Origin of the sequence: Thermococcus sibiricus MM 739, assembly GCF_000022545.1 — an archaeon.
Taxonomy (GTDB): Archaea; Methanobacteriota_B; Thermococci; order Thermococcales; family Thermococcaceae; genus Thermococcus_A; species Thermococcus_A sibiricus.
The window spans coordinates 1,042,664-1,069,345 of the sequence record NC_012883.1 but is presented as its reverse complement, the minus strand read 5'-3'; the positions used below and the strand labels follow the sequence as shown (position 1 = coordinate 1,069,345).

The following is a 26,682-nucleotide window of genomic DNA, read 5'->3' as shown; positions in this document are numbered from 1 at the left end:
TTGCATGATTCAAATAGCTATTGCTGGTTCCAGCGATACTGAGCCCCTTCCTAAAGCTGTAGAAAAGACAAAGGAATTTATCAAAGAATTGGCAAAATATAAGGATACCGTGGTTCTCCTTACTGGGGGTAGAGGAGGTATTATGGAAATAGCAAGTAGGGAATTTGCAAGGTTTGGGGGGTTAGTGGTAGGAATACTCCCAGAAAGACAAAAAGGAAATGAGTTCAATACAATCAGGATAAAAACAGGTATGGACTTTGCCGAGAGAAGTGCAATCATGATTAACTCTGCTGATGTCTTGGTTGTTCTTGGGGGTGGAATTGGTACCATGGTAGAGGCCCTTATGGCCTATGATTACTCAAAGGTACTTGTTGTTGTTACGGATACGGGCTATCCAAGTGACCGCCTTGAACTTTTAGCTTCAAATGGGTATTTTGATCATAAAAAGCTGGTACAAGTCCATTTCACCAAAAGTGGGAAAGAAGCAGCTAAACTTGCATTAGAACTCGCTAAGTGATGAGTACTTTTCCGTTTTCTATCTTGAAATTTAATTTGGTTGGTTTGAAGCTGGGTAGGGGAGATTTTCTAATGAGCATTTTCTCCTCCATTTGGCTTTCTTGTGAGTTAAAATCTATTTGGTACTGGCTGTAGAGGGAAAGCCACGATAGGTACCTTTGAGATACTCTGTGTCTATTGAGGAGGGTTATATTTATTGGTCTTTTCCTTTTTTCGCGAATTAAGGCATTTTCCTTTTCAGCCAGGTTCTTTTGGAAAGTTCTAAGCTCTCTTTCTTCTCCTAATAAAAATGCAAACCCATCTGCGGTTACCTGTATTCCTATGGGTCTTCTATCTTTTATTTTCTCTTTTAGCATCTGCCTGTAAAGAGCCATAAATTTTGGAAGATAAGTCTCCTGATCCATATTTTCATAATAAATGTATGGTTGCTCGTATTCTATCCCATAAAATGATGCAAAAATGTCTATAATTCCCAGATCTCCATTTTCTCCTTTTTCATTGAGATCAAAGTTAATCCTCTTCAATTCTAAGTTGAGCATGGATATAGGAACAACTGAATTTATTATTACTCCAAAGTCTCCATCTTCTATTCGATTTCGTAGAATCTCGAAAGCAAGTGTCCAACCTTGCGAATAAGTGTCATATGTTATTAAAACAATACTATCTTCTAGGATACCCCCTCCAAGGGCTTCATCAAGTTGTGGAATCTTAGTTTTTATGAGTTCCATGATAACCACCATACAAATAACAATATGGATTTATTTATTTAAGCTTTTTTCATTTTTCAGTTTATACTGTAAGGGGAATGAGTAGTAGAAGGTTAGGTTTAGGATTTTGATGATGATATTTAACGAGAAATGAGTATTGTAAGGTTCATTCGTTATGTTAATGTTTTGGGAAATGAAGCTTGCGTTCATAGGATTTGATTTTATACTTTTTCCAAGTATCTTCATGAGAGAATACCGCTATTTTGCCCACCAAAATTCTTGGTTTTGGTAAATCATCTGCCGATGTAGTTGAATGGCTTCTGGAAACGATGTCTCTATTATTTTAGTACCATGAATTGCCTGACCAAAAACTTTATAAACTTTACATACATATGTAATATTAGAATTACATATGGAGAGGTGATTTAACATGAGGAAAAAAATTTGGGGTATCGCCCTATTGATGTTGGCTGCCTTAGGGTTCACCCTGGGAAGTGTAGTAGCATGGCAAGGAACTCCTGGAAAGAGCCCATATGCAGACCAAAACTCTGTAGCACCCATGCTCAACGGCACTTTAGCGACATATTACGCGGAACTCAGCCAGGAAGAGATAGACGGCCTGCTCTACATGGTTGAGGAGGAGAAGCTCGCAAGGGATGTCTATCTGACGCTCTACGAGCAGTGGAGCCTTCCGGTGTTCGGCAACATAGCGGAGAGCGAGGGGACGCACATGAACGCAGTGCTTAGCCTTATAGAGAAGTACAACCTGACCGCTCCGGACACGCTCGACCAGGTCGGAGTCTTCCAGAACGAGGAGCTTCAGGCCCTTTACGACCAGCTTGTTGAGATGGGAAGTGCAAGCCTGGAGGAGGCGCTTAAGGTCGGTGCACTGATAGAAGAGACCGACATAAAAGACCTCGAGGACTGGATAGTCCAGACCGACAACGAGGACATCAAGACCGTGTACACCAACCTCATGGCTGGCTCGGAGAACCACCTCAGGGCCTTTGTCGGCCAGCTAGAAAGGCTTGGTGTGGACTACACTGCCCAGGTGCTCCCCCAGGAGCAGGTTGATGAGATACTAAGCTCAGCCCCGACCCGCGGGATGGGTGGCATGGGAAGAGCCACAGAGAGAGCTGACAACGGACATGGCATGAGGAGCAGGACAGGCGACTGCAGCGGAAACGCAGGATCACAGGGCAGAACCGCTGATGGAGACGGGCTCGCCCAAGCCTTCAAACACGCCTGGGGCCAGATGAAGGGCTCCGGCAAAGGGACTAGGGGAGTCGGAGTGTCTCCATGATCTCCCTTTTCTTCTTGATGAGGAGGCGATTTATATGGAGCGGAACTTTTATACGGAGATAGACTGGAGAGTTAAATGTCTACCGAAGGTGATCACATGAAAGTTTCGGCTCTCGTAAGGGGTGTTATAGACCTTCTACTAGTGGTGACTTTCGTAGCAGAGCTCTTCACGGGCATCGGCCTCTACCTCGCACCTAGCGGGAGAATAGCCGAGACCATAGGCTGGACGTTTCTGGGATTTGATAAGGATACTCTCGATTTGATACACACGTACTTCGGCTTTGCGATGGCAGGGCTGGTTATGGTTCACCTTGTCATTGGGTTCAATAGCATGCTGGTAATGCTAAAATCTGGATTTAGGAAGTCCAAACTCAGGACTGTGGCTGCGGTTTTTGTCCCTTTACTCCTCCTCGTCGCAGGTTACCCGGTTTTCGCGTGGTACGGCGGAGAGGAGGACACATCCACCGTCGACGTTGAGTACACTTCCGAGATCACGGGGGACGTTTACATCACCGGCACCATGATGAAGTACTACATCGTCCGGCAGCTCGCCGATGAGTTCAACGTGGAAGTAACGGACCTTATTGAGAAGCTCAGCAAAAACGGAATAGAAGCCTCTCCCGATGATACCCTGGCCGAGATTGAGTACAATTATGGCCTGGACCATGAAGAGTTCAAGGCCATGTTGGAGGAAATTATAACCGAACTACGGGGTGAAAGTGAATGAAAAAGATAAGTTTTCTGCTCGTTGTCTTGGTACTCCTGGCAACAGTTGGAGCAGGATGTATAACGAGTACTGATGAGAGCACCACAGAGGGCTCCAGCACAAGAGGCCCTCCCGAAGATGGAGGTTATGGCGAGGGAGCGAGTGTAGACGTCTCCACGTACCCCGTTCAGGAACTGAGCCCGGACGAGATTGAAGCAATCCTCTACATGAGGGAAGAAGAGAAGCTCGCAAGGGACGTATACCTCGTACTCTACAACAAGACCGGCCTTTCGATATTCAACAACATAGCGAAGAGTGAACAGACTCACATGGATGCGGTGCTTGGCCTTATAGAGAAGTACAACCTGACCGACCCCCTTGAGGGGATGGGAATCGGGGAGTTTAACAGCACAGAGATGCAGGAGCTCTATGAAAGGCTTGTTGCCCAAGGGAGCGAAGGCGAAGTAGAGGCCCTTAAGGTGGGAGCGCTTATAGAAGAAATTGACATCAAAGACCTTGACGAGTGGCTCAAAAGAACAGATAATGAGGACATAAAAGCGGTATTTGGGAGTCTGAGGATGGGGAGTGAAAACCACCTGCGGGCATTCACAAGACTGCTCCGAGAGAACTATGGTGTTGTTTATACGCCGCAGGTATTGAGTGAAGAGGAATACGAAAGTATAGTGGACTGACCGGAAAGCTTTTATCTCTCCTTTTCCTACTTTCTTCAGGCCCAATCAGCGGTGTTGATCATGGTTCAGAGCATCGAGGAACTTGCAAAGATATGCGAGGCACTTTCTAATCCAGTTAGGATTAAGATACTTAAGTTACTTTGCCAAAAAGAGTGGTACGTTTACGAGCTTGCCAAAGAACTTGAAATATCAAGACAGCTCCTTTATCTCCATCTCAAAAAGCTTGAAAATGCCGGCCTCGTCGAGAGTGAACTTAGGCTTGAGCCGGATGATCCGAGGGCCAAGAAATACTACCGTGCAAGGCAGTTCAGACTTGTTATAGACAACGATGTGATTGTAAATCTGGAGGGATGAAAATGCCCTGGGGAGGAGTGTATATGTCAACTCCAAGCGGATGGATAAGCATAATCCTTGGCTTAATAATCCTCGTTGTTTTGGTGTTTGCTTTCTATCAGCTGAACAAAACTCTAAATGAGTTCAAGGTTGAGATTGAGAGACTCAAGAACGCTCTGGAAGAAACGCGGAAAAACACAGAAGAGGTAAAGAAAAAGCTGGAGGAGATTTAACCCTTCAACAGCTTTAACTCTTTTTCATTATTGTTCGTGTTCACGATCAGGTAAATTATTATCGGAACCATTATAATGGGGTCGCGACAAGCCTCTCAGAAAAGAGATAAGAGAATTCAAAGGAAAGGCTTTTTAAGGGATGTTCTTTCCCTTCACTGAGGCGAGGAAAATGAAATGCACGAAGTGTGGAAGAGAGGCAGTATATCATGCGAGATATGAAGGTAAGTTTTATTGTCATAAACATTTCAATGAAATGGTTGAGAGCAAAGTAAAGCAGACTGTGAGAAAATACGGGCTAATCAAGAGAGGAGATAGAATAGCGGTAGGAGTGAGCGGTGGAAAGGATAGTGTTGTTCTTCTCCACATCCTTCACAAGCTCAGCCAGAAGTTTCCTTTTGAGATAATCGCAATAACCATAGATGAGGGAATAGAAGGGTACAGGCCTGAGAGTGTTGAGATAGCAAAGAGGAATGCAAAGAAACTTGGAATTGAGCATAAAATCTATTCATTTAAAGAATACATTGGCTTCTCTCTGGATGAAACTGTTAGCATAATGGGGAGCTTTGAAAAGCGAGAGCGTGTGGGGGCCTGTTCTTATTGTGGGGTATGGAGGAGATGGCTTATAAACTATGCAGCTCAAGATTTAGAAGCCGACAAACTAGCTGTTGGGCACAATCTAGATGATGAAGTGCAGATGTTCCTTATGAACGTAATGCGTGGGGATGTGGCTAGGCTGGGAAGAACTGGCCCCTATTATGAGGTTATTCATGAAGGCCTTGTGCCGAGGATAAAGCCTCTTAGAGAAGTGCCAGAAAAGGAGATAGTGCTTTATGCTATTTTAAATAACATCGAAGTAGATTTCAGCGAGTGTCCTTACGCAGTGGAGGCATTTAGAGCTGAGATCAGGGATTGGATAAATGAAATGGAAGAGAAGCATCCGGGCACCAAGTATCAGATCTTGAGGAGTTATGATAAAATGTTCCCATTACTAGCTAAGGCCTATGCCAACAGAGACCTTAATCGATGCAAAATCTGTGACCAACCTACAACAGGGGAAGTATGCAAGGCCTGCAATTTTAAGCTTCAGGTCCAAAGTACGGCAAAGGAAAGGGGGATTAGCTTTAGAACCGAGTGATATTCCCATAAATTGGAATTTTTTGACTGCATCTTGGGCATCTATTGTCTTTTTCTAAATTCCATTTTAGCACTCTATATTCTGAGCGTATTACCAACTTTTCACCACATGTAGGGCAATATGTGGTTTCGTGCTTAACTGAACCGATATTCCCAACATACACATAGTTTAAGTTGTATTCCTTCTGTGCGATTTCTTTTAACTTTAACAATTTTTTTACAGCTGTAGGTGGTTCTTTCCAGTAATTCATTGGATAATAACGGTTTATATGAAGGGGAACGTCTTCTCCAAGAATTTTTGAATGCATGTTGAATATCCAATGGTAGCATTCTTCGAAATTATTGGTACTTGTAATCGTGAGGTAAACCATTTCAACGTGGGCACCTAAGTTTAAGGCCTCTTTTGCATTTCTAAAGACCTTTCTGTGATCTACAGTACTTAAAACCTTCATTTTGGGACAGCCCTTGATATCTATGCTGAAACCAGAAGCCCCGCTTTCTATAAGTCTTCTTAGGGCTTTAGTGGTAAAATAACCATTCGTTACTAGGCAACTGTAGAGGCCTCTCCTCCCTGCTAACTCAAAGGTATCAAGGAGATAAGTATAAAGGGTAGTGGGCTCATTAAAACTCGCACAAAGGCCATCATTCCTGCTTCTTAGAGCCAAGTCTACAAGTTCCTCTGGAGGGGTTTCTCTAGTATTCTCCGGCAGCTTGGAGAAGCTTAAATGATAATTCTGGCACCATGGGCAGTAAAAATTACACCCAAAGCCAGAAAAAGTTAATGCAGTTGAATTTGGGTAGTAGTGGAAGAAGGGCTTTATTTCAATTGGCCTGCTTTCAACTGTACTTATCTTTCCATATCCTATATGCACTAGCTTTCCCTCTAAATTAATGTAGTTCCTGCATATTCCCTTTTTGCCCTCTTTTATCGAGCATCTTCTCTCACAAACGAGACACTTAATAGTCTCATTGTATTTTTCACAAAGGTTTTCAAATCTCATCGAGGAGTTTTTGAGTTTAATCAGCTTAAGGTTTTCTCTGAAATTCGGAGAAATATCATGTTATAGAGGTGATATATTATTCAAAGATTGTGAACTATCCCACCCTTACGGATGAGGACCTCTCCAAGTGGATAAAAGAACTCGTAAAAGACCATATGCTTGGAAATCCCATTAGATTGCCTATAATGTTTTACCCCTTCCCGGAACTCAGTTTTATTTAAGGATTTGTTTGCAGTAATGGAAATTATTTTAGATTGCTTCAAGAGCTTCTAAATGGACTCTAATGTTCCTCATCAGCCTTTTTCTTAAGCTCTTTAATTCTTTTCAACCTGTATTCTTCAATAAGTCTTAGGAACTCTTGAACTTCTTTTTGTTTCTCTTCTTCTTTCCATTGATTTAGTTTTTCTTCTATAACTTTTTCAAGCTCTTTTCTATCTACTATGGCGAATTCATCCACTCTTTTTACTTCAATTTCACTTTCATAGAGAACTGGAATTTTATTCTCTTTTAATACTTCATAAATAACATTAGGTAGAGGTTTTGCACTTATTATAGCTTTTACTCTTTTTTCTGATATATACTCTCCTATGCTTCTGCCAGCACCGGCGGGATTAATAATGTAAAGGACATCGTCTCTTTTGATACTAGTAGAGCGTTCTAACTCTTCTAATTCTTTCCAAGTTAAGTTTTCAATGACCTTAATTGGCACAGCGCTTCCTTTAAGCTCGAGAAGATGCATCCTCTTTGTTAGAACTAGATCTTTGCTTAGTTTTTCTATGATTGATTTTGCTTCTCTTAATTCTTTTTCGAGATATGCTATTCTCTTTTCTTTTGTTTCTATCTCTTTGGTTCTGAGTATTTTTTCTCTAATTTTCTCATCGTATGTAGCAATTTTAGTTTCTAAATTTTCAATGATTTTTCGTTGTTCTTCAATCATGGCTCTTAGTTCTTGGTTTTCTTTCTCTAGAAATTCGATGGTTTTCTCAAGTTCTTTTATTTTCTCGAGATATGGACCAAGATCTAGAGAGGCCTCTTTCTCTTCTGCTGCTCTGATTTCTTCTTTTGGTTTTTCTTTTTCTTTGACCTTTAATATGGCCTCTCCCAAGTTATACCCCTGTATGACAAGGGCTTTTATCTCTTCTCCTTTTCCTTCAATCTCTAATTCTCTAAGTTTTGCGTCTACATGGTCAAGTTTCGGTTTTAAACGTAGATATGCCTTATAGGCCGCTGTTAGGGCGTCTCTTTGATGATCATCTTCCACAGTTACTCCGAGGTTTCTTAAAAGTTCGTTCTTTTCCTCCACCTTTAGGCTTTCTCTTGGTACAAAAAGGAGGGCCTTGAAGGATCGGGCTATTTTTTCTACTAATCCCGGAGCTGGATTTACATCAGTAGAAATTATTATGGGGTGTCCGATTTCACTTATAAACTTAATCACATCACTTATAGCCATGTTTCGCTCACTATATGTCATCAATACCTGCCCATTGAGGTCTAGGGCAGCAATTCCTACTGTTATACCTGGATCAAGCCCGACTATAACACTTTTTCTTTCTCTTATTGCACGTTCGCTTTTTAGTGGGACAAACTCAAAGGTTTTTCTCTCAACAGGTCGTATTCGGACTTCAATATCTCCTCCGCGCATGGGTTTTATTAATCCTGCAAGTTCTTCTCTAGATGCATATACTCGGAACTCCCCTCTTTCTAACCCTTGATCTTTTTCTTTGATCTCTATATCAAAGGGAATGTTGGCTTTTTTTAGGGTCTCTTCAATCTCTCTCACTTTATTTTGTATCAAATTATGCAATCTTCTTCTATAACGATCTTGGCTCCAACCACCTTTCCCTTGACTTCTCCCTCTTGAAACTTTAATAATGACCTCATCTTCGAAGGCCAAGACCTCATAACCGATCCCCCTGGCGGCTAGGAGGGCACATACTTTTGCTTCTTCATAAGGATTAAACTTATCTCCAACTCTAATTCCATGTTCCTTGGCCAGCCCCCATAAGGGTTTCTGCTCCCCAGGTCTACCAGTTATTTGCACGATTTTCGTTCCTTGTGGAATAGCGTGTATGAATTTTCTTAAATACTCTCCAAGCTCGTGTATATTGTCTGTGACAACTATATCTGGTTTTTTGGTTCTTATGAACCTGATAAGTCTATAGAAAGTAAACTCTCCATGTTTGACGAGTTTTCCATTAAACCAACTAACCACGGCAAAACGTTTTGGTTCTTCACTGATTATATCAATACCAACGACTAGAATAGGCATCACCTTTTGGAGACTTTCGCACTGTTTCATATTTGGAAAAAGGGTTTTAAAGCTTGTTGCAAACTTTGGTTATAGAAAAGCTTAAATATTCACTTGTACACAATATTGTATAAGAGGTGACCAAAGATGATGCTCATACTAGATTCTTATTTTAAGAATTTTCCAGCAAGAAGGAAGGTTGCGGAATTCCTTTTTGAGACTGGTTTAAGTGTAAAAAATGGTAAGATATATTTGAGAGAAGTGGAAGTTCCAATAAGTGAACTTTCTCGTGTAATTGGGGTTAATAGAAAGATAATCTACCACACTATTGAGTACATAGAAAAAACCTACCCACTAAAGATGATATTTGAAAAATTAAATCCCCTCCCAAGTTTAGTAACCATGGCACCGATTATGGGGTGGGAAGTGCTAGAAATAGAACTTGAGAAGACAGATTACTCATTTGCTCTCTCTGAACTCTTGAGGTATCTTCACGAGAGTAATGTGCCGATTATGGAGATCTTTAGTAGAAATTTGAGACAAGAAGACGCCAAGGCATATATAATTATAGATGGGATCTTACCTGTGGACGTATTTGTGAAAATAAAAGATATACCCGGGTTTAAGAAACTGGTTCTTCACACTCCTGAGAAAAGCAAGGAAAGAGTAGTTTGTAGCTATTGTGAAGTAAAGTATTGTCCCAAGAAAGTAGCTGTTGAAGGGTTAAATGTGAAAAATTAACCCACAACTCTAAACCCCTTTTCTCCTTTTGGCGTTTCCCAGCCGACTTCAACTCTCGTAACCCTTGCCCATGAAGGGCCTTGATGGGCCCATCCAATGAGGGCTTCTACCCTTTCTCTTTCTCCCTCGATGACAGCCTCAACACTACCGTTGGGAAGATTTCTTACCCATCCATTGACACCTAGTTTTTTTGCCTCTCTTTGCATACTCCACCTAAACCCGACTCCTTGGACCCGCCCATATATTCTTAGATGTGCTCTTACTATCTCCATTCATTCCCCCCATTAAGAATAACCAGCACAAAATTTAAGTTTATCTTACGCTAATCCTCATTGGGGGAAGGACATGAGTGAGATGATACTTGTTTATACAACATTTCCTAATTGGGAGAGTGCTGAGAGAATCACAAAAGAGCTTTTAGAGAGGAGATTAATTGCATGTGCAAATCTCAGGGAACACAAAGCCTTTTACTGGTGGCAAGGACAAATTGAAAATGACAATGAGATTGGAGCACTATTAAAGACAAAAGTTGACCTCTGGAGTGAGCTTAAAGATGCTTTGAGAGAGCTTCATCCATACACTGTTCCTGCTATAATAAGAATAGATGTCGATCACGTCAATAAAGAGTACTTAAACTGGCTGTTAGAGGTAACGAAATGATTAGAAAAATAAAACCCCAAATAAGAGTCATTGGCTTTGATGACGGCACTTTTTCTTTTAAATCCAAGATCAAGCGGGATAAGACTATTCTGGTTGGAGTTGTTATGAAAGGTTCTCAAGATGTTGTTGGAGTTGTAACAAGATGGATTGAAGTTGATGGAAGAGATGCAACGGAAAAAATGATCGAGGCCATACACAATTCCCGCTTTAAGGATCTGAGAATTATAATGCTCAAGGGAATAACTTATGCAGGGTTTAACGTAGTTGATGTTGAAGAGCTGAGCAGAGAGACGCGAATGCCTGTAATAATAGTGATAAGAAAAAAACCTGACTTGCAAGCTATGGAGAAGGCTTTAAAGAAACATTTCTCAGATGCTGAGGAGAAAATAAGCCTCTTACACAAAGCAGGCAAAATAAAAGAGTTAATCCCCGGGAAGTTGTATTATCAGGCTATTGGAGTTTCTTATGATCAAGCCGAAGAGATAATAAGATTAACTCAAAAAAGTTCTTTAATTCCTGAGCCTTTAAGATTGGCTCATATGATAGCATCTGCAGTTATGAGTGGGGAATCCAAAAAGGAATAGGGCTCTTTTTTGGTAAGAAGATAAATCAAATGGTATATCCTCTCTGATTATAAGATACCAAACCTTTATATATTCATTGATAGGTATAATTGAATGGCGGCGGACTAGGCTGGGGGGTTCGGCGTCCCCTGGAACCCGAAACCGTCGATATGCGGGGGCCGAAGCCCGAGGGGCGGTTCCCAAATCCAGCTGCGGAAGCCGAGAGGAGCCATGAGCCCCTGTCCCACGGGGCTGACGGTGGGAGAGGCGGAGCTGAAGGGCTCCGCTAACTCCCTTTGTCCGCTGAACCCCGCAAGGCCCGGAAGGGAGCAGCGGTAGGTGGGACGTTCGGCGCTCGTGGGGTAGCGGGGGCGAGCAAGTCTCGGTGGAAGCCGCTGGAGGAGGGTTCCCACCCTCGGGCGTGTCCGCCGCCGTAAAAATTAAATGTAATCTTTGTGGTGCTGTTCTATAAAGGAACAAGAAAAAATGAAAGAATTATCGCTTTTTAATTAGTAATATGAAAGCTATAAGAGCAATTATTGGTAGTAAACAGATGGCAGTACTTTGGTCACTATTTTCAGTCCCCTTATCAGTCTCTGGGAGAGTTTCTTGGTTATTCTTCTCCTCGGGAAGTCCAACTAAGGGCGTTGCCGTTACGGGTTTTTCAACGGGAACAACAATCGTTACATTCTCGGGTATTACCATCCTAATGGCATCAATAACTTCTTTTATGACCTCTTCTAAGCTTTTTCCTTCAGCTTGGGCCTTTTTTCGGCTTCTTCGAGGTTTATCGTCACTGGGACGTACCCATAGATTATATGCTCATGTCCAATTGCACCAATTAAGGGAGTAAGATCAGTGGGTTCTTTGATGTTCTCTTCCCAGAACTTTTCTCCAAAGAACAGTTTTATGAGTTCTCTGCTGTAGTATGTGGTGTTAATATTCACTGCCTCTGCAGGATTCACAACAAGGAGAATCTTCTGTTGGGGTCTGTTTGTCAGAACTTCGTTAATTAAGGCGTTTTTATCGATTTCTGTTGGGTCTGCTTTTAAATAAATCTCAAGCAGAGAATCTAAGGTGCCGGACTTCTGCTGGTACTTTTAAGATCTTCTCTGTCCTTATCTCTGGAGTGCCAACGCTATACGAAAGCCCATATTTATTTTCAATGTCACGCCTGCATTTCAGTATTTTTCGATCAAATTTTATTTCAAATCCCACATACGCGTTCCGATAAGTAAAGTTATAAAAGTCCGGGTTGAAGAGGAAGAGCACTATGGTTTTTTCTCCATCAGTATATGCTTCAATATTGTAAGGTTCGCAAGAGGTATTTTCCACGAGGGTTAACGCTTGGACAACATTTGTGAAGAGAAGTATGGAAAGAGTTAAGGCGATTAACCTTTTCATATCCAATCACCCCGTGAGAGGATAAGTATCAGCAAATTCAATTGGCCCACTAACCGGCTATATGGCTTTCTTGTTGGATCTGGATAATATGCTAGAACCGCCACACTAAAAGACAATAAAAAACTATCATTAATAAAAACTTTTTTTAGAATTCATTGAGTACCTCTTCATTAGAGGCCACCACTAGAATACTGTAATCAAAATTTAAAAATATTTTCATAACTTTAATATAATGATTAGAATCTATCCTTTAAGTGGCGATTAATAATATCTAAAAGTTTTTAAGATTCACTAACAGAATAATACAACATAGGGGAACATGATGTTTAATCTCTCTAAAAGGTCAAAGGTTCAAAAACTGATCTTTCTTATAGGAGTCTTCCAAACCTTAATCGGGTTGTCTTATTTAACCCATGCTTACTATGTGAAGCTTACTTGGGAGTACGATGAGTTTGTATATGATTGGGACGATGTGGGAGGAAATGATGGAATGTTCTGGACACTCTGGGGGACGTTGATTTTATTGTATTCATCTTTACCTGACTCCGACATTAAAAACAACAAACTTCCGATAGTTTTTGTGCTCCTTCCAACTATTGCATGGGGCACTCTTTCGCTACTGGCTTTGGGAGACACTGTCTTAGCGGGAAAATTTGAACCCAATATCTTTACAATCTTTGCCCTTCTCCATGCAGCTCTTTTACCTCCAGGCCTTCTTCTATTGCTTTCTCTTTGGAAAAGTTCATAACCTACTAAAGACCATCAAAGAATTGGAGGGATGAAAATGACAAGAGCCGTGGTATTATTTAGCGGAGGCCTTGACAGCACTGCTTGCCTCTATTGGGCAAAAGAGAATTATGATGAAGTTATCATGCTCACCATAAACTATGGGAGCAACGAGGAAAAAGTCATAAACAAAATCGCGGAGTTCTTTTCAAAGGAGCTTAACATTCCACTTAAAATAATCCACCTAGACTTTTTAGAGGAGTTCTCAAAGCTTAGAGGGACAACTTTAGTTGGTGGGGAAACTCCAAAGGTTACATCAAAGGATTTAGAAAACACGGAGAAAGCCCAGGAAACTGCAAAGAGTGTTTGGGTGCCGGCAAGGAACCTTGTGCTAATTAGTGTTGCCGCCTCACTTTTGGATGCTCTTGGTGGAGGAGATATTATAGTGGGCTTCAACGCGGAAGAGGGTATGACATTTCCAGATAACACTCCTGAATTCGTTGAAAAAATGAACAATATGTTAAAATATGGGTCAATGAGTGATGTCAAAGTAGTTGCGCCATTAATAGGGTTGAGCAAAAAAGGAATAGCAAGACTTCTGAAAGAATTTGGTGCGAAGTATGAGTATTCCAATTCCTGTTATATGCCTAAAGGGTTTACAGAAGATGGAAAACCGATTCATTGTGGGGAATGTGAAAGCTGTATAAGGAGACATCGTGGTCTTGTTGATAGTATAGGAGAGGATAGGACAGTTTATAGAGTGCAGCCAAGGATCTAAGAGCTTAGCGATACGTTTGGATCTCCTTTAACTTTTAAATTTTCTAAAAACTAAAAGTGTCATGAAAAGTTGTAACTTGTAAGTTATAACTTATACGGTCCAGCATCCTGCTAGCCGAAATTTTCTCCTAGGGTGAAAGGAAGGTCAGCAGATCTTCAGGGGGCTTTTAAAACTCTACTCTCTTTTTTATTATTTCTTCTGGCCTAATGACACTTATACCTGTTTGCTTTCCAAGAACCTCAATCCAAACGTACCAATCAGGATTAGTGAGATCAACATTGGCGTTTATAGTCTCCTTTATTTTTGCTCCAAGTTCAATTTCTATTTCTTTCCCGGAAGATATCCAGTTACCTCTTCTTTTACACCTAACTGCAAAACTCTCGGTTTCTTTAATACGTTCTTTAGCCATTGCGAAGCCCTCTTCCATTATTACTTCCTTTTTACTCATGACTAGTTTCTCTAGAGGTAGAACTTTAAAAATAGCTGTAGTGTCAAACTCTTTTATCCTTTCCAATGCGTCATCCTTTTCGAGACGTGTTTTGACTATTAACACTCCTCTCCACTTTGCACGTCTAACTCTTGCATCTCCAAGAGCCCATTCAAGCTCGAGAGTAGCATCACCCTCTCTTCCACCGGGTACTGTTACAAGCAGTGTGGTCATTTTCTTCACCTCTATGGACAAGTTTATATATCCTCCTACTTAAAATTTAAACTTGGTGGGTAAAATGGAAAGGCCTAGCACACTTAAAGTTTATTCCCCTCCATCTTATGAAGTATATGGTCTAGCAAAAAATCCTTTTGAACAATTGGCAAGTGAAGGAATAGAAGACGTAGAGAGTATACATGTTTACCAAGAGGTCGATATGCGATTATCCATGATGATTTCAGAAATAATTGGTAACCAAAGTTCAATAGCGTTTTCTTTAGTCGGCCCATTGGGAATGGGTAAAACCCAGAGACTTAAGACCATTTATAAGACAATATCAGAGCAGGGAGGTAAAGCGATTTATATTAAAGTGGACACAAATGACATTTTAAAACTCACAAGGGACATGTTTAATGGACTGAAACCGCCGAAGACTAGGACAAACATTTTCTTTGAAAATCTCTCAAAAAAACTCGGTTTTATAGATCGTCTTGAGAAGATGTTGTCTTCAACTAAGGAGTATAAGTCAAGGGATATAGCGGAGATGCTAACGAAGGAATTAAGCAAATACCCATACTCTACAGTACTTCTTGATGAGTTGGAAAATATGCAAACGGCAAGTGAGGAGGAGAAGATACTCTTTTTTGAAATGTTAAGACATTTTATAAGCAACATGCCAAGGGGTTGTATAGTTGGTTTTGCATGTATACCTGATGCATATGAGGAATATTCAAAGATTTTCCCTGCATTTTTCATGAGGCTTCATTATGAATTCAAACTAAGGCCCATGAGTCTTGATGAAACTTTTGAACTTGTTAAGAAGAGGCTTAATCAAGTTAGAATCAGAGATACAGACGATCCTATTTACCCCTTCACGGAGGAAGCAGTAAGGCTTATTCATCAACTTGCAAAAGGAAATCCAAGACAAATTCTGAGGCTTTTCCACTACGTGTTGGGGGAGGCCAGCAAGCATAAGTTTGACCCAATAGATGACTATGTTGTAACGACCATACTGGAGGAACCCAAGAGCTTGGAAGAATATTTGATGAGAATACCAAAAGATTACAGGGATTTAGTAGAAACTATAGTATACCAGTTCAATGGTGGCCCTGCAAGTTATATTCAGATAGCTAAAGAAGTTAAAAAGCCAGGAGTTCAAGTCTACGATCACCTAGAGGAGTTAATAAGGTTGGGGTTTTTGGTTGGGGATCCAAAAGGAAACTACAAAGTCCCAGATTATGTCAGAAAATTCCTTGAAGAGCAGGAAGTGGAGGAGGCTTAATGGACTATAATGGCCATGTGCTTAGTGGCCTTTTAACTTATCCTTTAGCAGTTTTATTTGCCTCTTTTTTAAAACAATATGCAGGTATTCCATTTAAAATGAGTTTGATGGCTACAATTTTTGGTTATGCAGTCTATGTACTTGGATCGGACTTGCCCGATTTGGATCATCCAGAGGCTTTGATTCATAGAGGTATAAAACCTATAGTCTCTGTAATGGTGGGTAGTGTAGTGGTTGTCAAAATCAGAGATTCCATATCATTTGGAAATGATACTTGGATGGATGGAAGCGTATCATGGGCAATAGGGGCTCTTTTTGCGGTTGGGGCTTGGTATGCATTTGGTGCTGTAATACCCAAACATCGAGGAGTAGTGCACTCTCTTATGTTTGCAAGTATTTATGGATTGTCTATTTTTGCTTTATGCAGATATGGACTTATTTTTAGATTCGAAGAGGCTTTTTTTGTAGCTTTTATGGCTTTTTTGGGTTATACCCTTCATTTAGTAGAGGATAAGGAGGTAAAGTTGATATAGTTCTCAAAATTGTTCCATAATGTTTTTAAATATTCAACCAAAAGTTGTAAACTGGAGGTGAAAGAAATGTTTAGCTTGGGGAGTCTCTCACAAAGTGGCATTGATGAGACAAAAACTTGGGATATTTTGATAATTGGAGCAGGCCCAGCGGGTTTTACGGCAGCTATATATTCAGCTAGATACGGCTTTGATACACTTATAATATCAAAAGATATTGGGGGAAATGTTGCCCTTACAGATATCATTGAAAACTATCCTGGATTCCCAGAAGGAGTAAAAGGTTCTGAACTAGCCAATAAAATGCATGAGCAAGTAAAGAAGCTTAATGTTCCTATAGTCTTTGATGAAGTGGAAAGGGTAGATCCAGCAGAATGTGCTTATTATGAGGGTCCGTGTAAATTTGAAGTAAAAACAAAGAATGGCAAAGTTTACAAAGCTAGGAGCGTTATAATTGCTGTAGGAGCAGAACCAAGGAAACTCAAGGTTCCAGGAGAGGATAAGTTCTACGGAAGAGGGGTTAGCTATTGTGCAACTTGCGACGGTCCATTGTTTAGGGGCAAGCACGTGATAGTAGTAGGCGGCGGAAACACGGCTCTTCAGGAAGCTTTATATCTTAATGAAATCGGAGTCAATGTAACACTCGTACACAGGAGGGAAGAATTTAGGGCGGACAAAATACTTCAGGAGAGATTCAAAAAAGCGGGAATCCCTGTGTTATTAAACAATGTGGTTGTGGAGATTAAAGGTAATCAAAAAGTTGAAAGTGTTCTTTTAAGAAATATTAAAACGGGGGAAATATTTGAAAAGAAGGTTGATGGAGTCTTTGTTTTCATAGGTTATGAGCCAAAAACTGATTTTGTCAAACACTTGGGCATTACGGATGAACAAGGTTACATACTTGTGGACATGTACATGAGAACTAATATAAAGGGCCTTTTTGCAGCTGGTGATATAACGAATGTCTTCAAGCAAATTGCAGTAGCTGTAGGGCAAGGAGCTATAGCAGCGAATTCAGCAAAGGATATTTTGGAAAATTGGAAATCTCAAATGAATGAGGAATGAGTTTGTCTAGGACTTATTCTGCAACTTCTTTTCTCAATTTTCTTGCAAAAGTATCTTTTCTTTTCTACTATTTCCGAAACTTTTTCGACCAAAAGTAGCTTTTAATGAGCATAAAATTATATAGAGACAAAATGTTTTATACATTGGTGAGCGAATATGGTGAAGGGACCTCAGGTTAAGGAAATTCCGGGACCAAAGGCTAGAGAAGTAATAGAAAAGCACCACAAGTACATGGCCACGACAACAAATGATCCAAATGAGTATTTTTTAGTTATAGAAAGAACTGAAGGAAACTACTGGATTGACGTGGATGGGAATAAGATCCTTGATTTCTCTTCTGGAATAGGCGTTCTAAATGCGGGCCTTAGGAATCCAAGATTAGTGGAAGCGCTGAAGAAGCAACTTGACAAACTGATTCATGGCGCTGGAACAGATTATTACAATCCATATCAAGTTGCCTTGGTTGAGAAACTTGATAGCATTGCACCGGGTGATTTTGAGAAGAAGACTTTCCTATCAAACAGCGGTACTGAGGCTAATGAGGCTGCAATAAAGATAGCCAAATGGTCAACAAAAAGAAAACTCTTCATAGCGTTTATTGGAGCTTTCCACGGAAGAACGCATGGAACAATGAGTTTAACTGCAAGCAAACCCGTTCACAGGTCAAGAATGTTCCCAACAATGCCTGGCGTTGAGCATGTTCCATATCCTAACCCCTATAGGAACCCATGGCACATTGATGGTTATGAAGAGCCTGATGAGCTTGTGAACAGGGTTCTTGAATACATTGAGGATTATCTACTTGCACACTACGTCCCCCCTGAAGAAGTTGCTGGGGTAATAGCAGAACCAATTCAAGGAGAAGGAGGGTATGTGGTTCCACCAATGAACTTCTTCAAGGAACTCAAGAAAGTGTTAGATAAGCATGGAATTTTGTTAATGGATGACGAAGTTCAGATGGGAATGGGAAGAACTGGCAAAATGTTTGCAATAGAGCATTTCGGTGTAGCCCCCGATATAATAAGTCTTGCAAAGGCCTTGGGTGGTGGAGTTCCTATTGGAGCTACAATTTTCAGGAAGGATCTTGATTTTGGTATCTCTGGTGTCCACAGCAATACTTATGGAGGAAATGCTCTTGCATGTGTGGCAGCATTAACAGTTATTGACGAGCTTGAAAATGGACTAATTGAAAATGCTCAGAAACTTGAACCACTCTTTAAAGAGAGACTCCAAGAAATGTATGATAAGTATGAGCTTATTGGTGACGTGAGAGGTCTTGGCCTTGCTTGGGCAATTGAATTTGTAAAAGACAGGAAGACTAAGGAATACGCAAGCAACGAGAGGAATAAAGTTGTCGTTGAGGCTCTCAAGAGGGGTCTTGCAACTCTTGGGTGTGGAAAGAGTGCATTGAGATTGATCCCACCACTTACAATAGATGAAGAAGAAGCCAAGATAGGTCTTGACATCCTTGAAGAGGCTATTAAAACGGTTGTTGGTTGACTTCTCTTATTTTACCATCTTTTCTTCATTAGTTTATGTTCTGAGAGAAAATCTTTTAAACTTTAATTTCAAGTTTTAACTTGAAAAATGAATAAAGCGGAGGGATAATAGTGGCAATAGAAACGATGGCTCCATATGCTAAATGGATTATAATAGCAGTTGCAATACTTTATTTTGCTTATCTATTCATACTCAAGAAAAAGATTTTTGAGGCCGCAGTGGGGGTAGCTTTGTCAGGAGTAATGGCAGCTTTGGTGGCAGTTGTTACAATGGCAATTCAAATACCTACCCCTTTAACCAGTGGGTATATTAACGTAGGGGATAGCATGGTAATGCTTGTTGCAGTGCTCTTTGGCCCGACAATAGGAGCATTTGCAGGGGGTTTTGGCTCTGGAATGGCAGATATAATAACAGGTTACGCTCATTGGGCACCGTTCACTTTAGTAATAAAAGGTGTAGAAGGGTTTGTTGTAGGATATATTACCTCTAAAAAAGATGATTTCACAACAGTGCTTCTGGCAACAATCCTTGGAGGAGCGTTGATGGTTCTTGGCTACTTTATGATTGAAATTTATGTTTATGGATGGGGAGGAGCTGTGGCAGAAGTTCCGGGGAACATTCTCCAAGCAGTTACTGGCATTGTAGTCGGGGGTGGCGTAGGACACGTAATAAAAAGAAGAATAAAAGATGTTTTAATTTCACTCCGGGTTTAGAGGTTTTTGATTTCTCCTATTTCTCCATGAAATTCCTTCTCTTCTATGAGTGTTTCAAGTGGGATTCTCCTTGAGGCCTTTTTTAAGCGACTCTCGGTTGAAAAATTGTCGTCTTATATCTCTTTTATGATGGTTTTCAAAAGCTTTAAAGGTTCACTCGTTTTTTGCCCCTTCAATGATTTTTACTCCGCTTGATGTTCCAATCCTATTTGCACCCGCATTTATCATTGCTAATGCATCTTCGTAAGTTCTTATCCCACCAGCTGCCTTCACACCGAGTTTATCCCCTACAACTCTTCGCATTAACTTTACATCTTCGATTGTTGCCCCTCCAGTTCCAAAACCAGTAGACGTTTTAACAAAGTCTGCTCTAGCCTCCATTGCAAGTTTGCATGCTATCTCTTTTTCTTCCTCAGTTAAATAGCATGTCTCAATAATTACTTTCACTATTGCCCCCTTTTCATGTGCTACTTTAGTAACGTCCTCTATATCCTTCTTGACATATTCGTAGTCTTTATCTTTCAATGCTCCAATATTGATCACCATGTCAAGCTCATCTGCTCCATCTTCGAGAGCTTTATTTGCTTCGAACACTTTTACTTCGGTAGGGGTAGCTCCGAGAGGGAACCCTATTACACTTGCTACCTTGATATCTGTACCTTTGAGGTGCTCTTTTGCTAGTTTTACTCTATATGGATTCACGCAGACCGCATAAAAGTTGTACTTTTTTGCTTCTTCACAAAGTTTTATTATGTCCTCCTTGCTGGTATATGCTTTTAGGTTTGTGTGATCTATATATTTGGCAACATTCATTTTTTCACCTCTGGAAAATTTTTGCTTTCAATATATTTTAGCTTTTTACCCAAAGATTTTAAAATCTCATCCCTTTAATACTCTCGGGAGGCAAAATGACAGCAGAATATATTATAACGTTTGGTCTTTTTATCTTGGGGCTGGTGATACTAATCAAGGGGAGTGATCTTTTTGTAGAGGCAGCCACGAGAGTTGCCAAGGGATTTGGGGTTAGCGAATTCATAATTGCTCTGGTTTTAGCGAGTATAGCCACAACGCTTCCAGAGGTTACAACCTCTGCAATAGCTTCATATAAAGGGCTTAGTGGTATAGCGCTTGGAAACGCTGTTGGAAGCGCCTTAGCAAATATTGCCTTGATTTTAGGAGTATCCTCCATGATAATGCCTTTAGATGTTGATGAAATAGCATGGAAAAATTCTCTCTTCATGATTGCTGTCACGCTTTACGCATGGCTTCTGATGGGGGATTTAACAATCTCCAGAATAGAAGGAGGGTCTCTAATCTTAATCTATGGTGGTTTCCTTTATTACCTCTATAGAAAACATGTAACTTTGGAGGAACCTTCGGAAGGAAAGGAAAATCCTAAGAAAGATGTAGTTATTCTATTTGTAAGTGGGCTGATTGTAGTAGTTGGGGCGAGGTTGGTGGTAGATAGTGCGGTAAAAATAGCCATTGCTTTAGGGATTCCAGAGGTGGTGGTAGGTTTAACTCTAGTTTCAATAGGAACGTCTCTTCCAGAATTTGCAAATTCCTTAACCGCCACATTAAAGAAAATACCTAATATAAGTGTGGGAAATATTGTTGGAGCCAATATCCTGAATATCTTAATGGTAATCGGAATAGCTGCCTTGATAAATCCAATAAAAGTAGATTCTGGAATTTATTCTTTCACTGTACCCTTAACTTTGGTTGTGATGATGGTTTTGGCAATCTCCTTAAAGCTGAATAACAGAGTAGGGAGAAAAACAAGTGCCGTGCTTCTGATCCTTTATGGGTATTTTCTTTATGCTAACTTCAAATAACACAACACTCATAAATAATTTCCACATCTCTTATTTTTTTTGCCCATTCAATAACCTTTCTTGGTGGATTTGTTATTCGGTCAACCCCTATCAATATGGCTCCCTTGTCGAATTCTAAACGCCATTTCCCAGGGGGCCTCATGCATCCAATGCTTAGCTCTCCATTGAACGTGTCTCGTGCATATTTGACAACCTCTAAGGATTTGTCTACAGAAGGGGAGGTTGTGTTTTCCATTTCAGTACCCCTAGTAGGGATTAGAACATCAAGAACAAGAACATCAACTGGATAGTGGGCAAGTAATTCAATAGCTTTATACTCCCACCAAATTTTCCCAAAATCAAGGCCTACTGTTATATGAGGAGCAACTTTAATTCCATTTGATGTCAATAGCTCAATTATTTTAAGATAATCTTCAACTCGTTTCTTGATTTTGTACACTCTTTTGATGACATCATCTTCACCAACAAAGTCTAGAGAAACCACATCAACGTATTTTAACCACTCTAAGTCACTTTCATCGATGAACCCCACATGGACATTGAGCTTGAGCTTTGTTTCTTTTTTTATTTGTTTTATCTCATCAGTGTATATGTCTAAAGGTACTTTTAGTCTCGAATCCATTCCCCCACTTAAGAGACACCCTTTATATCCTTCTTTTTCTAAGTTCTTGCAGTAATCTACAAGGTTTGATTTTTCGACTTTTTTCATACTCTCAAGATAGTGTTTTCCACAATGAGCACAGTCTAGTGTGCAGTAATTCCCTGTAAGTGAAAGGGAGGGAAAGGAGATTCCGGGAATATAAATTTTAAGCTTTTTCACATGAATCACTCCTCATTAACAGTTGCTTCTATTTTTCCACATTTTCTAGAATTTCTTCTTCCTCGTTTTCAAGAAGAAATCTGGCAGGTCTAAAATTGCCATGTTCATCAGTGTGGGTTTCCCACAAGTTTAGAGCAATATATTCATCTTTTGCCCCCATGCATTCTCTTATAGTGTATATTGGATTGTTTGTCATCCTTTCACCATCAGATACTGGAGACCTAATAATAAAAGCCTTTTGAAAAAACCTTTAAAAACATGTGAAGAATTTTATAACACCCAATGAGGAGTTCAGCCTTACCTGATTTGTGATGAAGGAGTGACGGACTGAGGGATTCAATTGTGGTGATATCATGGAAATAATTTATAGACCCTTGATCGTGAGCATATTTGGAAATATTGTCTTGGCTATTGTGAAAATTACTGTAGGAGTCCTATACTCTAGTCTAGCTTTAATATCAGATGGTGTACATTCTCTTTCGGATGTTATAACCAGTATTTTTGGATATTTTGGAGCAAAAATTGCGTCAAAACCTGCAGATCAGACTCATCCATTCGGTCATTCACGATTTGAATCTTTTTTTGCATTTTTTATCGGAATGGCACTCTTTTTGGTTGCTTATGAGATAGGGAAGGATGCTATAAAACGAATTTTTGGGGACTCCACAATTGAAGTAAATGCTATTATGATTGGGGTGGTACTCCTTTCAATATTTTCAAAAGAGGCAATGACTCAATACTCTTTGAAGGTAGGAAGAAGACTAAATAATCAGATCCTCATAGCCGATGCTTATCATCATAGAAGCGATGCATTGAGTAGCGTGGCAGTTTTAGTAGGATTGGGACTTCAAAGATTTGGATTCAGGTATGGTGATGCTTTAGCGAGCGTAGTTGTAGTTATTTTAATCGGAAAAGTTGCTGTTGAAATTGTTCTCAAAAATGTAGGTTATTTAACAGGTACATCTGCCCCTCATGAGATTCTAGAGGAAATTAAAAATGCTGCACTCAGTGTTACTGGAGTTGTAGACGTTCATGATCTGAGGGCCCATTATGTAGGACCGAGGCTCCATGTTGAGCTTCATATAGAAGTGCCTCCTGAGCTCACACTTAAAGAGGCCCATGATATAAGTGAAACTGTCAAAAAACGTATTGAAAGGCTTGAAGAAGTTGAATTGGCATTTGTTCATGTTGATATTAAGGGAATAACGGAGTAGTGAGAGCATGAAAGTTGAGGAACTCCTCAAAAACATAATTCACCAGGAAAATGAACTTTACAATTTATATAAGCTTGGAGAAACGTTTGCTACGTATGAAAATCCTATTTTGATTGAACATTTTCAATGGCTTGCTAGTGAGGAACTAAGACATAGACAAACAATAGAAAACTTTCTTAAAAGTGGTAGTCTTGAGAATACACCAGTTGTAGATTACTTGGAAACTTTAAGTCTAGAACCTTATTTCCAAGACACTAGAGCAGAGCCAGAAAGTATTGAGGATCTGATCTTAGAGGCATTAGTCAGAGAAAAACATAGTTATGAGTTATATAAGAAGCTTGGTGAAATAATGAAAGGTTCTTTAAAAGAAATCTTTGGAATGATGAGTCAGGAAGAACTAAAACATGCTTACAGATTGAAGATAATATATGAAAGTTTGGGTAAGTAGTTGGATAAAATATCCGACTTTTTCATTTTCTATTTTTTATTATTCCGACAGAATTAATTTTCACTGTTTGTCATGTTGGCAATCTATAGTGGAGTAAGATATATTTACCTTTGTTACTCACTATCTTATACTGATACTTATACAAGGTATCACAAATACTAAAATAAAGTGACAGGGGTGTTTATATGGCAATTGAAAAAGTGATGAAAAGGGATGGTAGAATCGTGCCTTTCGATGAGAGCCGTATAAGATGGGCTATACAAAGGGCAATGTGGGAAGTTGGGGTTAGGGATGATAATCTTCTCGATAAGGTTGTGAAGGATGTTATTGATAGGATCAATGAGCTTTATGAAGGGCAGGTTCCCCACATAGAGAACATTCAGGATATAGTGGAGCTTGAATTAATGAGAAATGGCCTTTTTGAGGTTGCCAAAGCTTACATAATCTACAGAAAGAAAAAAGCAGAAATTAGAGAGGAGAAAAGAAAAATCCTCAACAAAGAAAAGCTTGACGAAATAGACAAGCGCTTTTCAATAAATGGTTTGAGGGTTTTGGCAAGCAGATATCTCATAAAGAATGAGGAAGGAAAGATCGTTGAAACTCCCAAAGAGCTCTTTGAGAGGGTAGCTATTTTAGCGGCAATCCCAGATCTCCTATATGACGAGAGAATGTTCTCTAAAGAAGGAACTTACATCCAAGACTTGAAGAGAGTTGAATACTATCTACAGAACTTTGAGAATTTTGACAGTATTTATACCATAGGCCGCTTTAAGCTCAACAAGTATCAATTCGAAAGAATGGTAAACCTCTACAGAGAGTTGGCAGAAAAAGGAAAAATGAAGGTAAGTATCGACGAGTTCTTGAACATGCTTAAAAACGGCGAGTTTGACAAATACGAGGGCGTCATTGAGGAATTCTTTAATCTAATGGTAAATCAGGTTTTCATGCCCAATACTCCTGCTTTAATAAACTCAGGAAGGCCCTTGGGAATGCTTTCTGCATGCTTTGTTGTTCCAATAGAGGATGATATGGAGAGTATAATGAAAGCTGCCCATGATGTAGCTATAATACAAAAAATGGGTGGGGGGACTGGTCTTAATTTCTCAAAAATTCGTCCCGAAGGAGATTTAGTTGGAACGACAACTGGGGCAGCTTCCGGACCAATTAGCTTCATGCACCTCATAGATGCTGTTAGCAATGTGATAAAACAGGGTGGAGTGAGAAGAGGGGCAAACATGGGCATCCTTGAAGTCTGGCACCCAGATATTGAAAAATTCATCCACGCAAAAGAGCAGAATGTTGGAACGAATATTTTGAGTAACTTTAACATAAGTGTTGGTATGTGGGCCGATTTCTGGGAGGCCCTTAAAGAAGGAAAGAAATATCCCCTAATTAACCCAAGAACTGGAAAGAAAGTAAAGGAAATTGATCCTAGGAGTCTTTTTGAAGAGTTAGCATATATGGCCTGGGCAAAGGCTGATCCAGGTGTGGTCTTCTTTGATGTAATAAACAAAAGAAACGTTTTGGTGCCCGCTAAGGGTGAAAAAATCCGTGCAACCAACCCATGTGGAGAAGAGCCTCTCTACGACTACGAATCATGTAATCTGGCCTCCATAAACCTTGCGAAATTTGTAAAATACGATGATGAAGGAAAACCATACTTTGAGTGGGATGAGTATGCTAAGGTTATAATGAAAGTGGCGAAGTATCTTGACAATGCTATAGATGTTAATAAATTCCCATTACCCGAGATCGACTACAACACCAAGCTCTCAAGAAGAATCGGTGTTGGCATTATGGGTCTGGCAGATGCACTCTTTAAACTTGGCATAAGATATAACAGTAAGGAAGGGTATGATTTCATGAGAAAAGCCACAGAGTATCTAACCTTCTATGCTTATAAATACAGCATAAGAGCAGCGAAAGAGCGGGGGCCTTTCCCATTGTATCATAAAACTGAATATCCCGAAGGGAAACTACCAATAGAAGGGTACTATCACAAGGAAATATGGAATCTCCCTTGGGATGAACTTGTAGAAGACCTCAGAAAATATGGAGTTAGAAATGCAATGGTGACAACATGCCCTCCAACAGGAAGTGTAAGCATGATCGCAGACACATCTAGTGGAATAGAACCAATATTTGCTCTGGTTTACAAAAAAAGTGTTACTGTGGGGGAATTTTATTACGTTGACCCAATCTTTGAAGCTGAGCTTAAGAAGCGTGGCCTTTATACCGATGAAATCCTTCAAAAAATAAGTGATAATTATGGAAGCGTTCAAGGGTTAGAAGAAATCCCTGAAGATGTACAAAAGATTTTTGTCACTGCTATGGATATTCACTGGTTTGATCATCTTTTGGCTCAAGCAAGTATCCAGCTTTGGCTTACAGATAGTGCCAGTAAAACCATAAACATGCCAAATGATGCTACAGTGGAGGATGTAAAAGCCGCCTACCTATTGGCACATGCACTTGGATGTAAAGGTGTCACAGTCTATAGAGATGGAAGTTTGAGTATCCAGGTGTATAACGTTGAAGGAGAAAAAAGAAAACGTATTTCAGCAAAACCAAGTGAATATGCAAAGAAAATACTTAGAGAAATAGTTGAAAGGGAACCGTGGATTAACAAGCTCATTGACATTGAAGCAATAATTGATGGGACTAATGGAAAGGAAATTCCTAGTTTCTCTTTGAGTCCAAGTGGAAAAGCATCTGCAATAAAAGAAAATTCAAGTAACGAAAGAAAGATAAAGGATCTCATTGGAATTGTATATTGTCCAATTTGTTATGAAAAAGATGGTGCTTTGGTAGAACTCAGAATGGAGAGTGGATGTGCTACATGTCCTAAATGTGGCTGGAGTAAGTGTGTTATCTCTTAACTTCTT

General features: G+C 40.0%; 32 protein-coding genes and 1 other RNA gene. 22 read left to right on the top strand and 11 right to left on the bottom strand.

From position 1 onward, the window contains the following. The first annotated feature begins 4 nt into the window (after positions 1-4). Positions 5-517 carry a TIGR00725 family protein gene (locus TSIB_RS05705; RefSeq protein WP_015849449.1) on the top strand — a complete coding sequence of 171 codons (513 nt, stop codon included), beginning with the start codon at positions 5-7 and terminating at the stop codon, positions 515-517. Here TSIB_RS05705 and TSIB_RS05700 read toward each other — a convergent pair. Next, complete coding sequence (locus tag TSIB_RS05700) at positions 510-1,244, bottom strand: RAD55 family ATPase (protein WP_048160361.1); 735 nt, start codon at positions 1,242-1,244, stop codon at positions 510-512. The genes TSIB_RS05705 and TSIB_RS05700 overlap by 8 nt on opposite strands. Positions 1,245-1,653: 409 nt before the next feature. On the opposite strand from TSIB_RS05700, the gene TSIB_RS05695 reads away from it, so the two are divergent. From TSIB_RS05695 to TSIB_RS05670, 6 genes are all read left to right on the top strand, one after another. After that, a complete protein-coding gene (locus TSIB_RS05695) occupies positions 1,654-2,526 on the top strand; it encodes a DUF2202 domain-containing protein (RefSeq protein ID WP_015849446.1) in 873 nt (290 codons plus the stop codon). Positions 2,527-2,622: 96 nt separating this feature from the next. Next, entirely contained in the window at positions 2,623-3,252 is a 630-nt protein-coding gene (locus TSIB_RS05690; protein WP_042699193.1) for a translation initiation factor IF-2 N-terminal domain-containing protein, read from the top strand. Continuing rightward, on the top strand, positions 3,249-3,923 hold the full coding sequence (locus TSIB_RS05685) for a DUF2202 domain-containing protein (protein WP_015849444.1): 675 nt from the start codon (positions 3,249-3,251) through the stop codon (positions 3,921-3,923). Before TSIB_RS05690 ends, TSIB_RS05685 begins: the two co-directional genes overlap by 4 nt. Positions 3,924-3,983: 60 nt before the next feature. Then, entirely contained in the window at positions 3,984-4,277 is a 294-nt protein-coding gene (locus tag TSIB_RS05680; protein WP_015849443.1) for an ArsR/SmtB family transcription factor, read from the top strand. A gap of 2 nt (positions 4,278-4,279) precedes the next feature. Next, positions 4,280-4,489 carry a hypothetical protein gene (locus tag TSIB_RS05675; protein WP_225807886.1) on the top strand — a complete coding sequence of 70 codons (210 nt, stop codon included), beginning with the start codon at positions 4,280-4,282 and terminating at the stop codon, positions 4,487-4,489. A 169-nt stretch (positions 4,490-4,658) separates the two neighbouring features. Next, positions 4,659-5,624 (top strand): TIGR00269 family protein, encoded by a 966-nt coding sequence (locus TSIB_RS05670; protein WP_048160360.1) that lies wholly within the window; start codon positions 4,659-4,661, stop codon positions 5,622-5,624. On the opposite strand, the gene TSIB_RS05665 is transcribed toward TSIB_RS05670, so the two are convergent. Both TSIB_RS05665 and TSIB_RS05660 read right to left on the bottom strand, forming a co-directional pair. Beyond that, positions 5,611-6,624, bottom strand: a complete 1,014-nt coding sequence (locus TSIB_RS05665) for a radical SAM protein (protein WP_015849440.1) — start codon at positions 6,622-6,624, stop codon at positions 5,611-5,613. The two genes, TSIB_RS05670 and TSIB_RS05665, sit on opposite strands and share 14 nt — an antisense overlap. 280 nt (positions 6,625-6,904) lie before the next feature. Beyond that, complete coding sequence (locus TSIB_RS05660) at positions 6,905-8,893, bottom strand: DUF460 domain-containing protein (protein ID WP_015849438.1); 1,989 nt, start codon at positions 8,891-8,893, stop codon at positions 6,905-6,907. A gap of 126 nt (positions 8,894-9,019) precedes the next feature. Here TSIB_RS05660 and TSIB_RS05655 point away from each other — a divergent pair, with 126 nt between their 5' ends. After that, a complete protein-coding gene (locus tag TSIB_RS05655) occupies positions 9,020-9,613 on the top strand; it encodes a hypothetical protein (protein WP_015849437.1) in 594 nt (197 codons plus the stop codon). Here the strand turns inward: TSIB_RS05655 and TSIB_RS05650 are convergent. Continuing rightward, complete coding sequence (locus tag TSIB_RS05650) at positions 9,610-9,885, bottom strand: acylphosphatase (protein ID WP_015849436.1); 276 nt, start codon at positions 9,883-9,885, stop codon at positions 9,610-9,612. The genes TSIB_RS05655 and TSIB_RS05650 overlap by 4 nt on opposite strands. An 82-nt stretch (positions 9,886-9,967) precedes the next feature. Between TSIB_RS05650 and cutA the strand changes: the two genes are divergently transcribed. The 3 genes from cutA to ffs all read left to right on the top strand — a co-directional run bounded on the left by cutA (position 9,968) and on the right by ffs (position 11,267). After that, on the top strand, positions 9,968-10,273 hold the full coding sequence (cutA, locus tag TSIB_RS05645) for a divalent-cation tolerance protein CutA (protein ID WP_048160858.1): 306 nt from the start codon (positions 9,968-9,970) through the stop codon (positions 10,271-10,273). Further along, positions 10,270-10,857, top strand: coding sequence for an endonuclease dU (locus TSIB_RS05640; protein ID WP_015849434.1), 588 nt, complete (start codon positions 10,270-10,272; stop codon positions 10,855-10,857). The genes cutA and TSIB_RS05640 overlap by 4 nt, the downstream gene beginning before the upstream one ends. 97 nt (positions 10,858-10,954) lie before the next feature. After that, an RNA gene (ffs, locus tag TSIB_RS10195) (signal recognition particle sRNA) lies at positions 10,955-11,267 on the top strand. A 64-nt stretch (positions 11,268-11,331) separates the two neighbouring features. Here ffs and TSIB_RS05635 read toward each other — a convergent pair. The 3 genes from TSIB_RS05635 to TSIB_RS05625 form a co-directional block, all read right to left on the bottom strand. After that, positions 11,332-11,541: a hypothetical protein gene (locus tag TSIB_RS05635; RefSeq protein WP_015849432.1), complete on the bottom strand. Its 210-nt coding sequence runs from the start codon at positions 11,539-11,541 to the stop codon at positions 11,332-11,334. A gap of 35 nt (positions 11,542-11,576) precedes the next feature. Beyond that, positions 11,577-11,801, bottom strand: a complete 225-nt coding sequence (locus TSIB_RS05630; protein WP_015849431.1) for a hypothetical protein — start codon at positions 11,799-11,801, stop codon at positions 11,577-11,579. Positions 11,802-11,895: 94 nt separating this feature from the next. After that, entirely contained in the window at positions 11,896-12,240 is a 345-nt protein-coding gene (locus tag TSIB_RS05625) for a hypothetical protein (protein ID WP_015849430.1), read from the bottom strand. A 322-nt stretch (positions 12,241-12,562) separates the two neighbouring features. Between TSIB_RS05625 and TSIB_RS05620 the strand changes: the two genes are divergently transcribed. Together TSIB_RS05620 and queC are read left to right on the top strand one after the other, a co-directional pair. Continuing rightward, positions 12,563-12,988: a hypothetical protein gene (locus TSIB_RS05620; protein ID WP_048160359.1), complete on the top strand. Its 426-nt coding sequence runs from the start codon at positions 12,563-12,565 to the stop codon at positions 12,986-12,988. A 36-nt stretch (positions 12,989-13,024) separates the two neighbouring features. Further along, positions 13,025-13,744, top strand: coding sequence for a 7-cyano-7-deazaguanine synthase QueC (gene queC / locus TSIB_RS05615; RefSeq protein ID WP_048160358.1), 720 nt, complete (start codon positions 13,025-13,027; stop codon positions 13,742-13,744). Positions 13,745-13,910: 166 nt separating this feature from the next. Here queC and TSIB_RS05610 read toward each other — a convergent pair whose 3' ends face one another. Then, positions 13,911-14,405 (bottom strand): THUMP domain-containing protein, encoded by a 495-nt coding sequence (locus TSIB_RS05610; protein WP_048160357.1) that lies wholly within the window; start codon positions 14,403-14,405, stop codon positions 13,911-13,913. A 64-nt stretch (positions 14,406-14,469) separates the two neighbouring features. Here TSIB_RS05610 and TSIB_RS05605 point away from each other — a divergent pair, with 64 nt between their 5' ends. The 5 genes from TSIB_RS05605 to TSIB_RS05585 all read left to right on the top strand — a co-directional run bounded on the left by TSIB_RS05605 (position 14,470) and on the right by TSIB_RS05585 (position 19,480). Then, positions 14,470-15,672 carry an ATPase gene (locus TSIB_RS05605; protein WP_048160356.1) on the top strand — a complete coding sequence of 401 codons (1,203 nt, stop codon included), beginning with the start codon at positions 14,470-14,472 and terminating at the stop codon, positions 15,670-15,672. Further along, on the top strand, positions 15,672-16,205 hold the full coding sequence (locus tag TSIB_RS05600; protein WP_015849425.1) for a metal-dependent hydrolase: 534 nt from the start codon (positions 15,672-15,674) through the stop codon (positions 16,203-16,205). The genes TSIB_RS05605 and TSIB_RS05600 overlap by 1 nt, the downstream gene beginning before the upstream one ends. A gap of 66 nt (positions 16,206-16,271) precedes the next feature. After that, the gene (gene trxB, locus TSIB_RS05595; RefSeq protein WP_048160355.1) at positions 16,272-17,267 is read left to right on the top strand and encodes a thioredoxin-disulfide reductase; all 996 of its coding nucleotides are present in this window, start codon (positions 16,272-16,274) and stop codon (positions 17,265-17,267) included. Positions 17,268-17,423: 156 nt separating this feature from the next. Next, entirely contained in the window at positions 17,424-18,767 is a 1,344-nt protein-coding gene (locus TSIB_RS05590; protein WP_015849423.1) for an acetyl ornithine aminotransferase family protein, read from the top strand. A gap of 110 nt (positions 18,768-18,877) precedes the next feature. After that, positions 18,878-19,480, top strand: a complete 603-nt coding sequence (locus TSIB_RS05585; RefSeq protein WP_015849422.1) for an ECF transporter S component — start codon at positions 18,878-18,880, stop codon at positions 19,478-19,480. A gap of 153 nt (positions 19,481-19,633) precedes the next feature. Here TSIB_RS05585 and deoC read toward each other — a convergent pair whose 3' ends face one another. Beyond that, entirely contained in the window at positions 19,634-20,293 is a 660-nt protein-coding gene (gene deoC / locus TSIB_RS05580) for a deoxyribose-phosphate aldolase (protein WP_015849421.1), read from the bottom strand. 95 nt (positions 20,294-20,388) lie between these two features. Here deoC and TSIB_RS05575 point away from each other — a divergent pair, with 95 nt between their 5' ends. Continuing rightward, complete coding sequence (locus tag TSIB_RS05575) at positions 20,389-21,315, top strand: calcium/sodium antiporter (protein WP_015849420.1); 927 nt, start codon at positions 20,389-20,391, stop codon at positions 21,313-21,315. Here TSIB_RS05575 and TSIB_RS05570 read toward each other — a convergent pair. After that, positions 21,308-22,135, bottom strand: a complete 828-nt coding sequence (locus tag TSIB_RS05570) for a radical SAM protein (RefSeq protein WP_048160354.1) — start codon at positions 22,133-22,135, stop codon at positions 21,308-21,310. The genes TSIB_RS05575 and TSIB_RS05570 overlap by 8 nt on opposite strands. Positions 22,136-22,163: 28 nt before the next feature. Next, positions 22,164-22,331: a hypothetical protein gene (locus tag TSIB_RS10450; protein ID WP_187146401.1), complete on the bottom strand. Its 168-nt coding sequence runs from the start codon at positions 22,329-22,331 to the stop codon at positions 22,164-22,166. Between the two features lie 157 nt (positions 22,332-22,488). On the opposite strand from TSIB_RS10450, the gene TSIB_RS05565 reads away from it, so the two are divergent. The 3 genes from TSIB_RS05565 to TSIB_RS05555 all read left to right on the top strand — a co-directional run bounded on the left by TSIB_RS05565 (position 22,489) and on the right by TSIB_RS05555 (position 26,676). Beyond that, positions 22,489-23,349 carry a cation diffusion facilitator family transporter gene (locus TSIB_RS05565; protein ID WP_015849417.1) on the top strand — a complete coding sequence of 287 codons (861 nt, stop codon included), beginning with the start codon at positions 22,489-22,491 and terminating at the stop codon, positions 23,347-23,349. 7 nt (positions 23,350-23,356) lie between these two features. Next, positions 23,357-23,797, top strand: coding sequence for a ferritin family protein (locus tag TSIB_RS05560; RefSeq protein WP_015849416.1), 441 nt, complete (start codon positions 23,357-23,359; stop codon positions 23,795-23,797). A gap of 185 nt (positions 23,798-23,982) precedes the next feature. After that, positions 23,983-26,676 carry an adenosylcobalamin-dependent ribonucleoside-diphosphate reductase gene (locus TSIB_RS05555; RefSeq protein WP_015849415.1) on the top strand — a complete coding sequence of 898 codons (2,694 nt, stop codon included), beginning with the start codon at positions 23,983-23,985 and terminating at the stop codon, positions 26,674-26,676. The last annotated feature ends 6 nt before the right edge of the window (positions 26,677-26,682 follow it).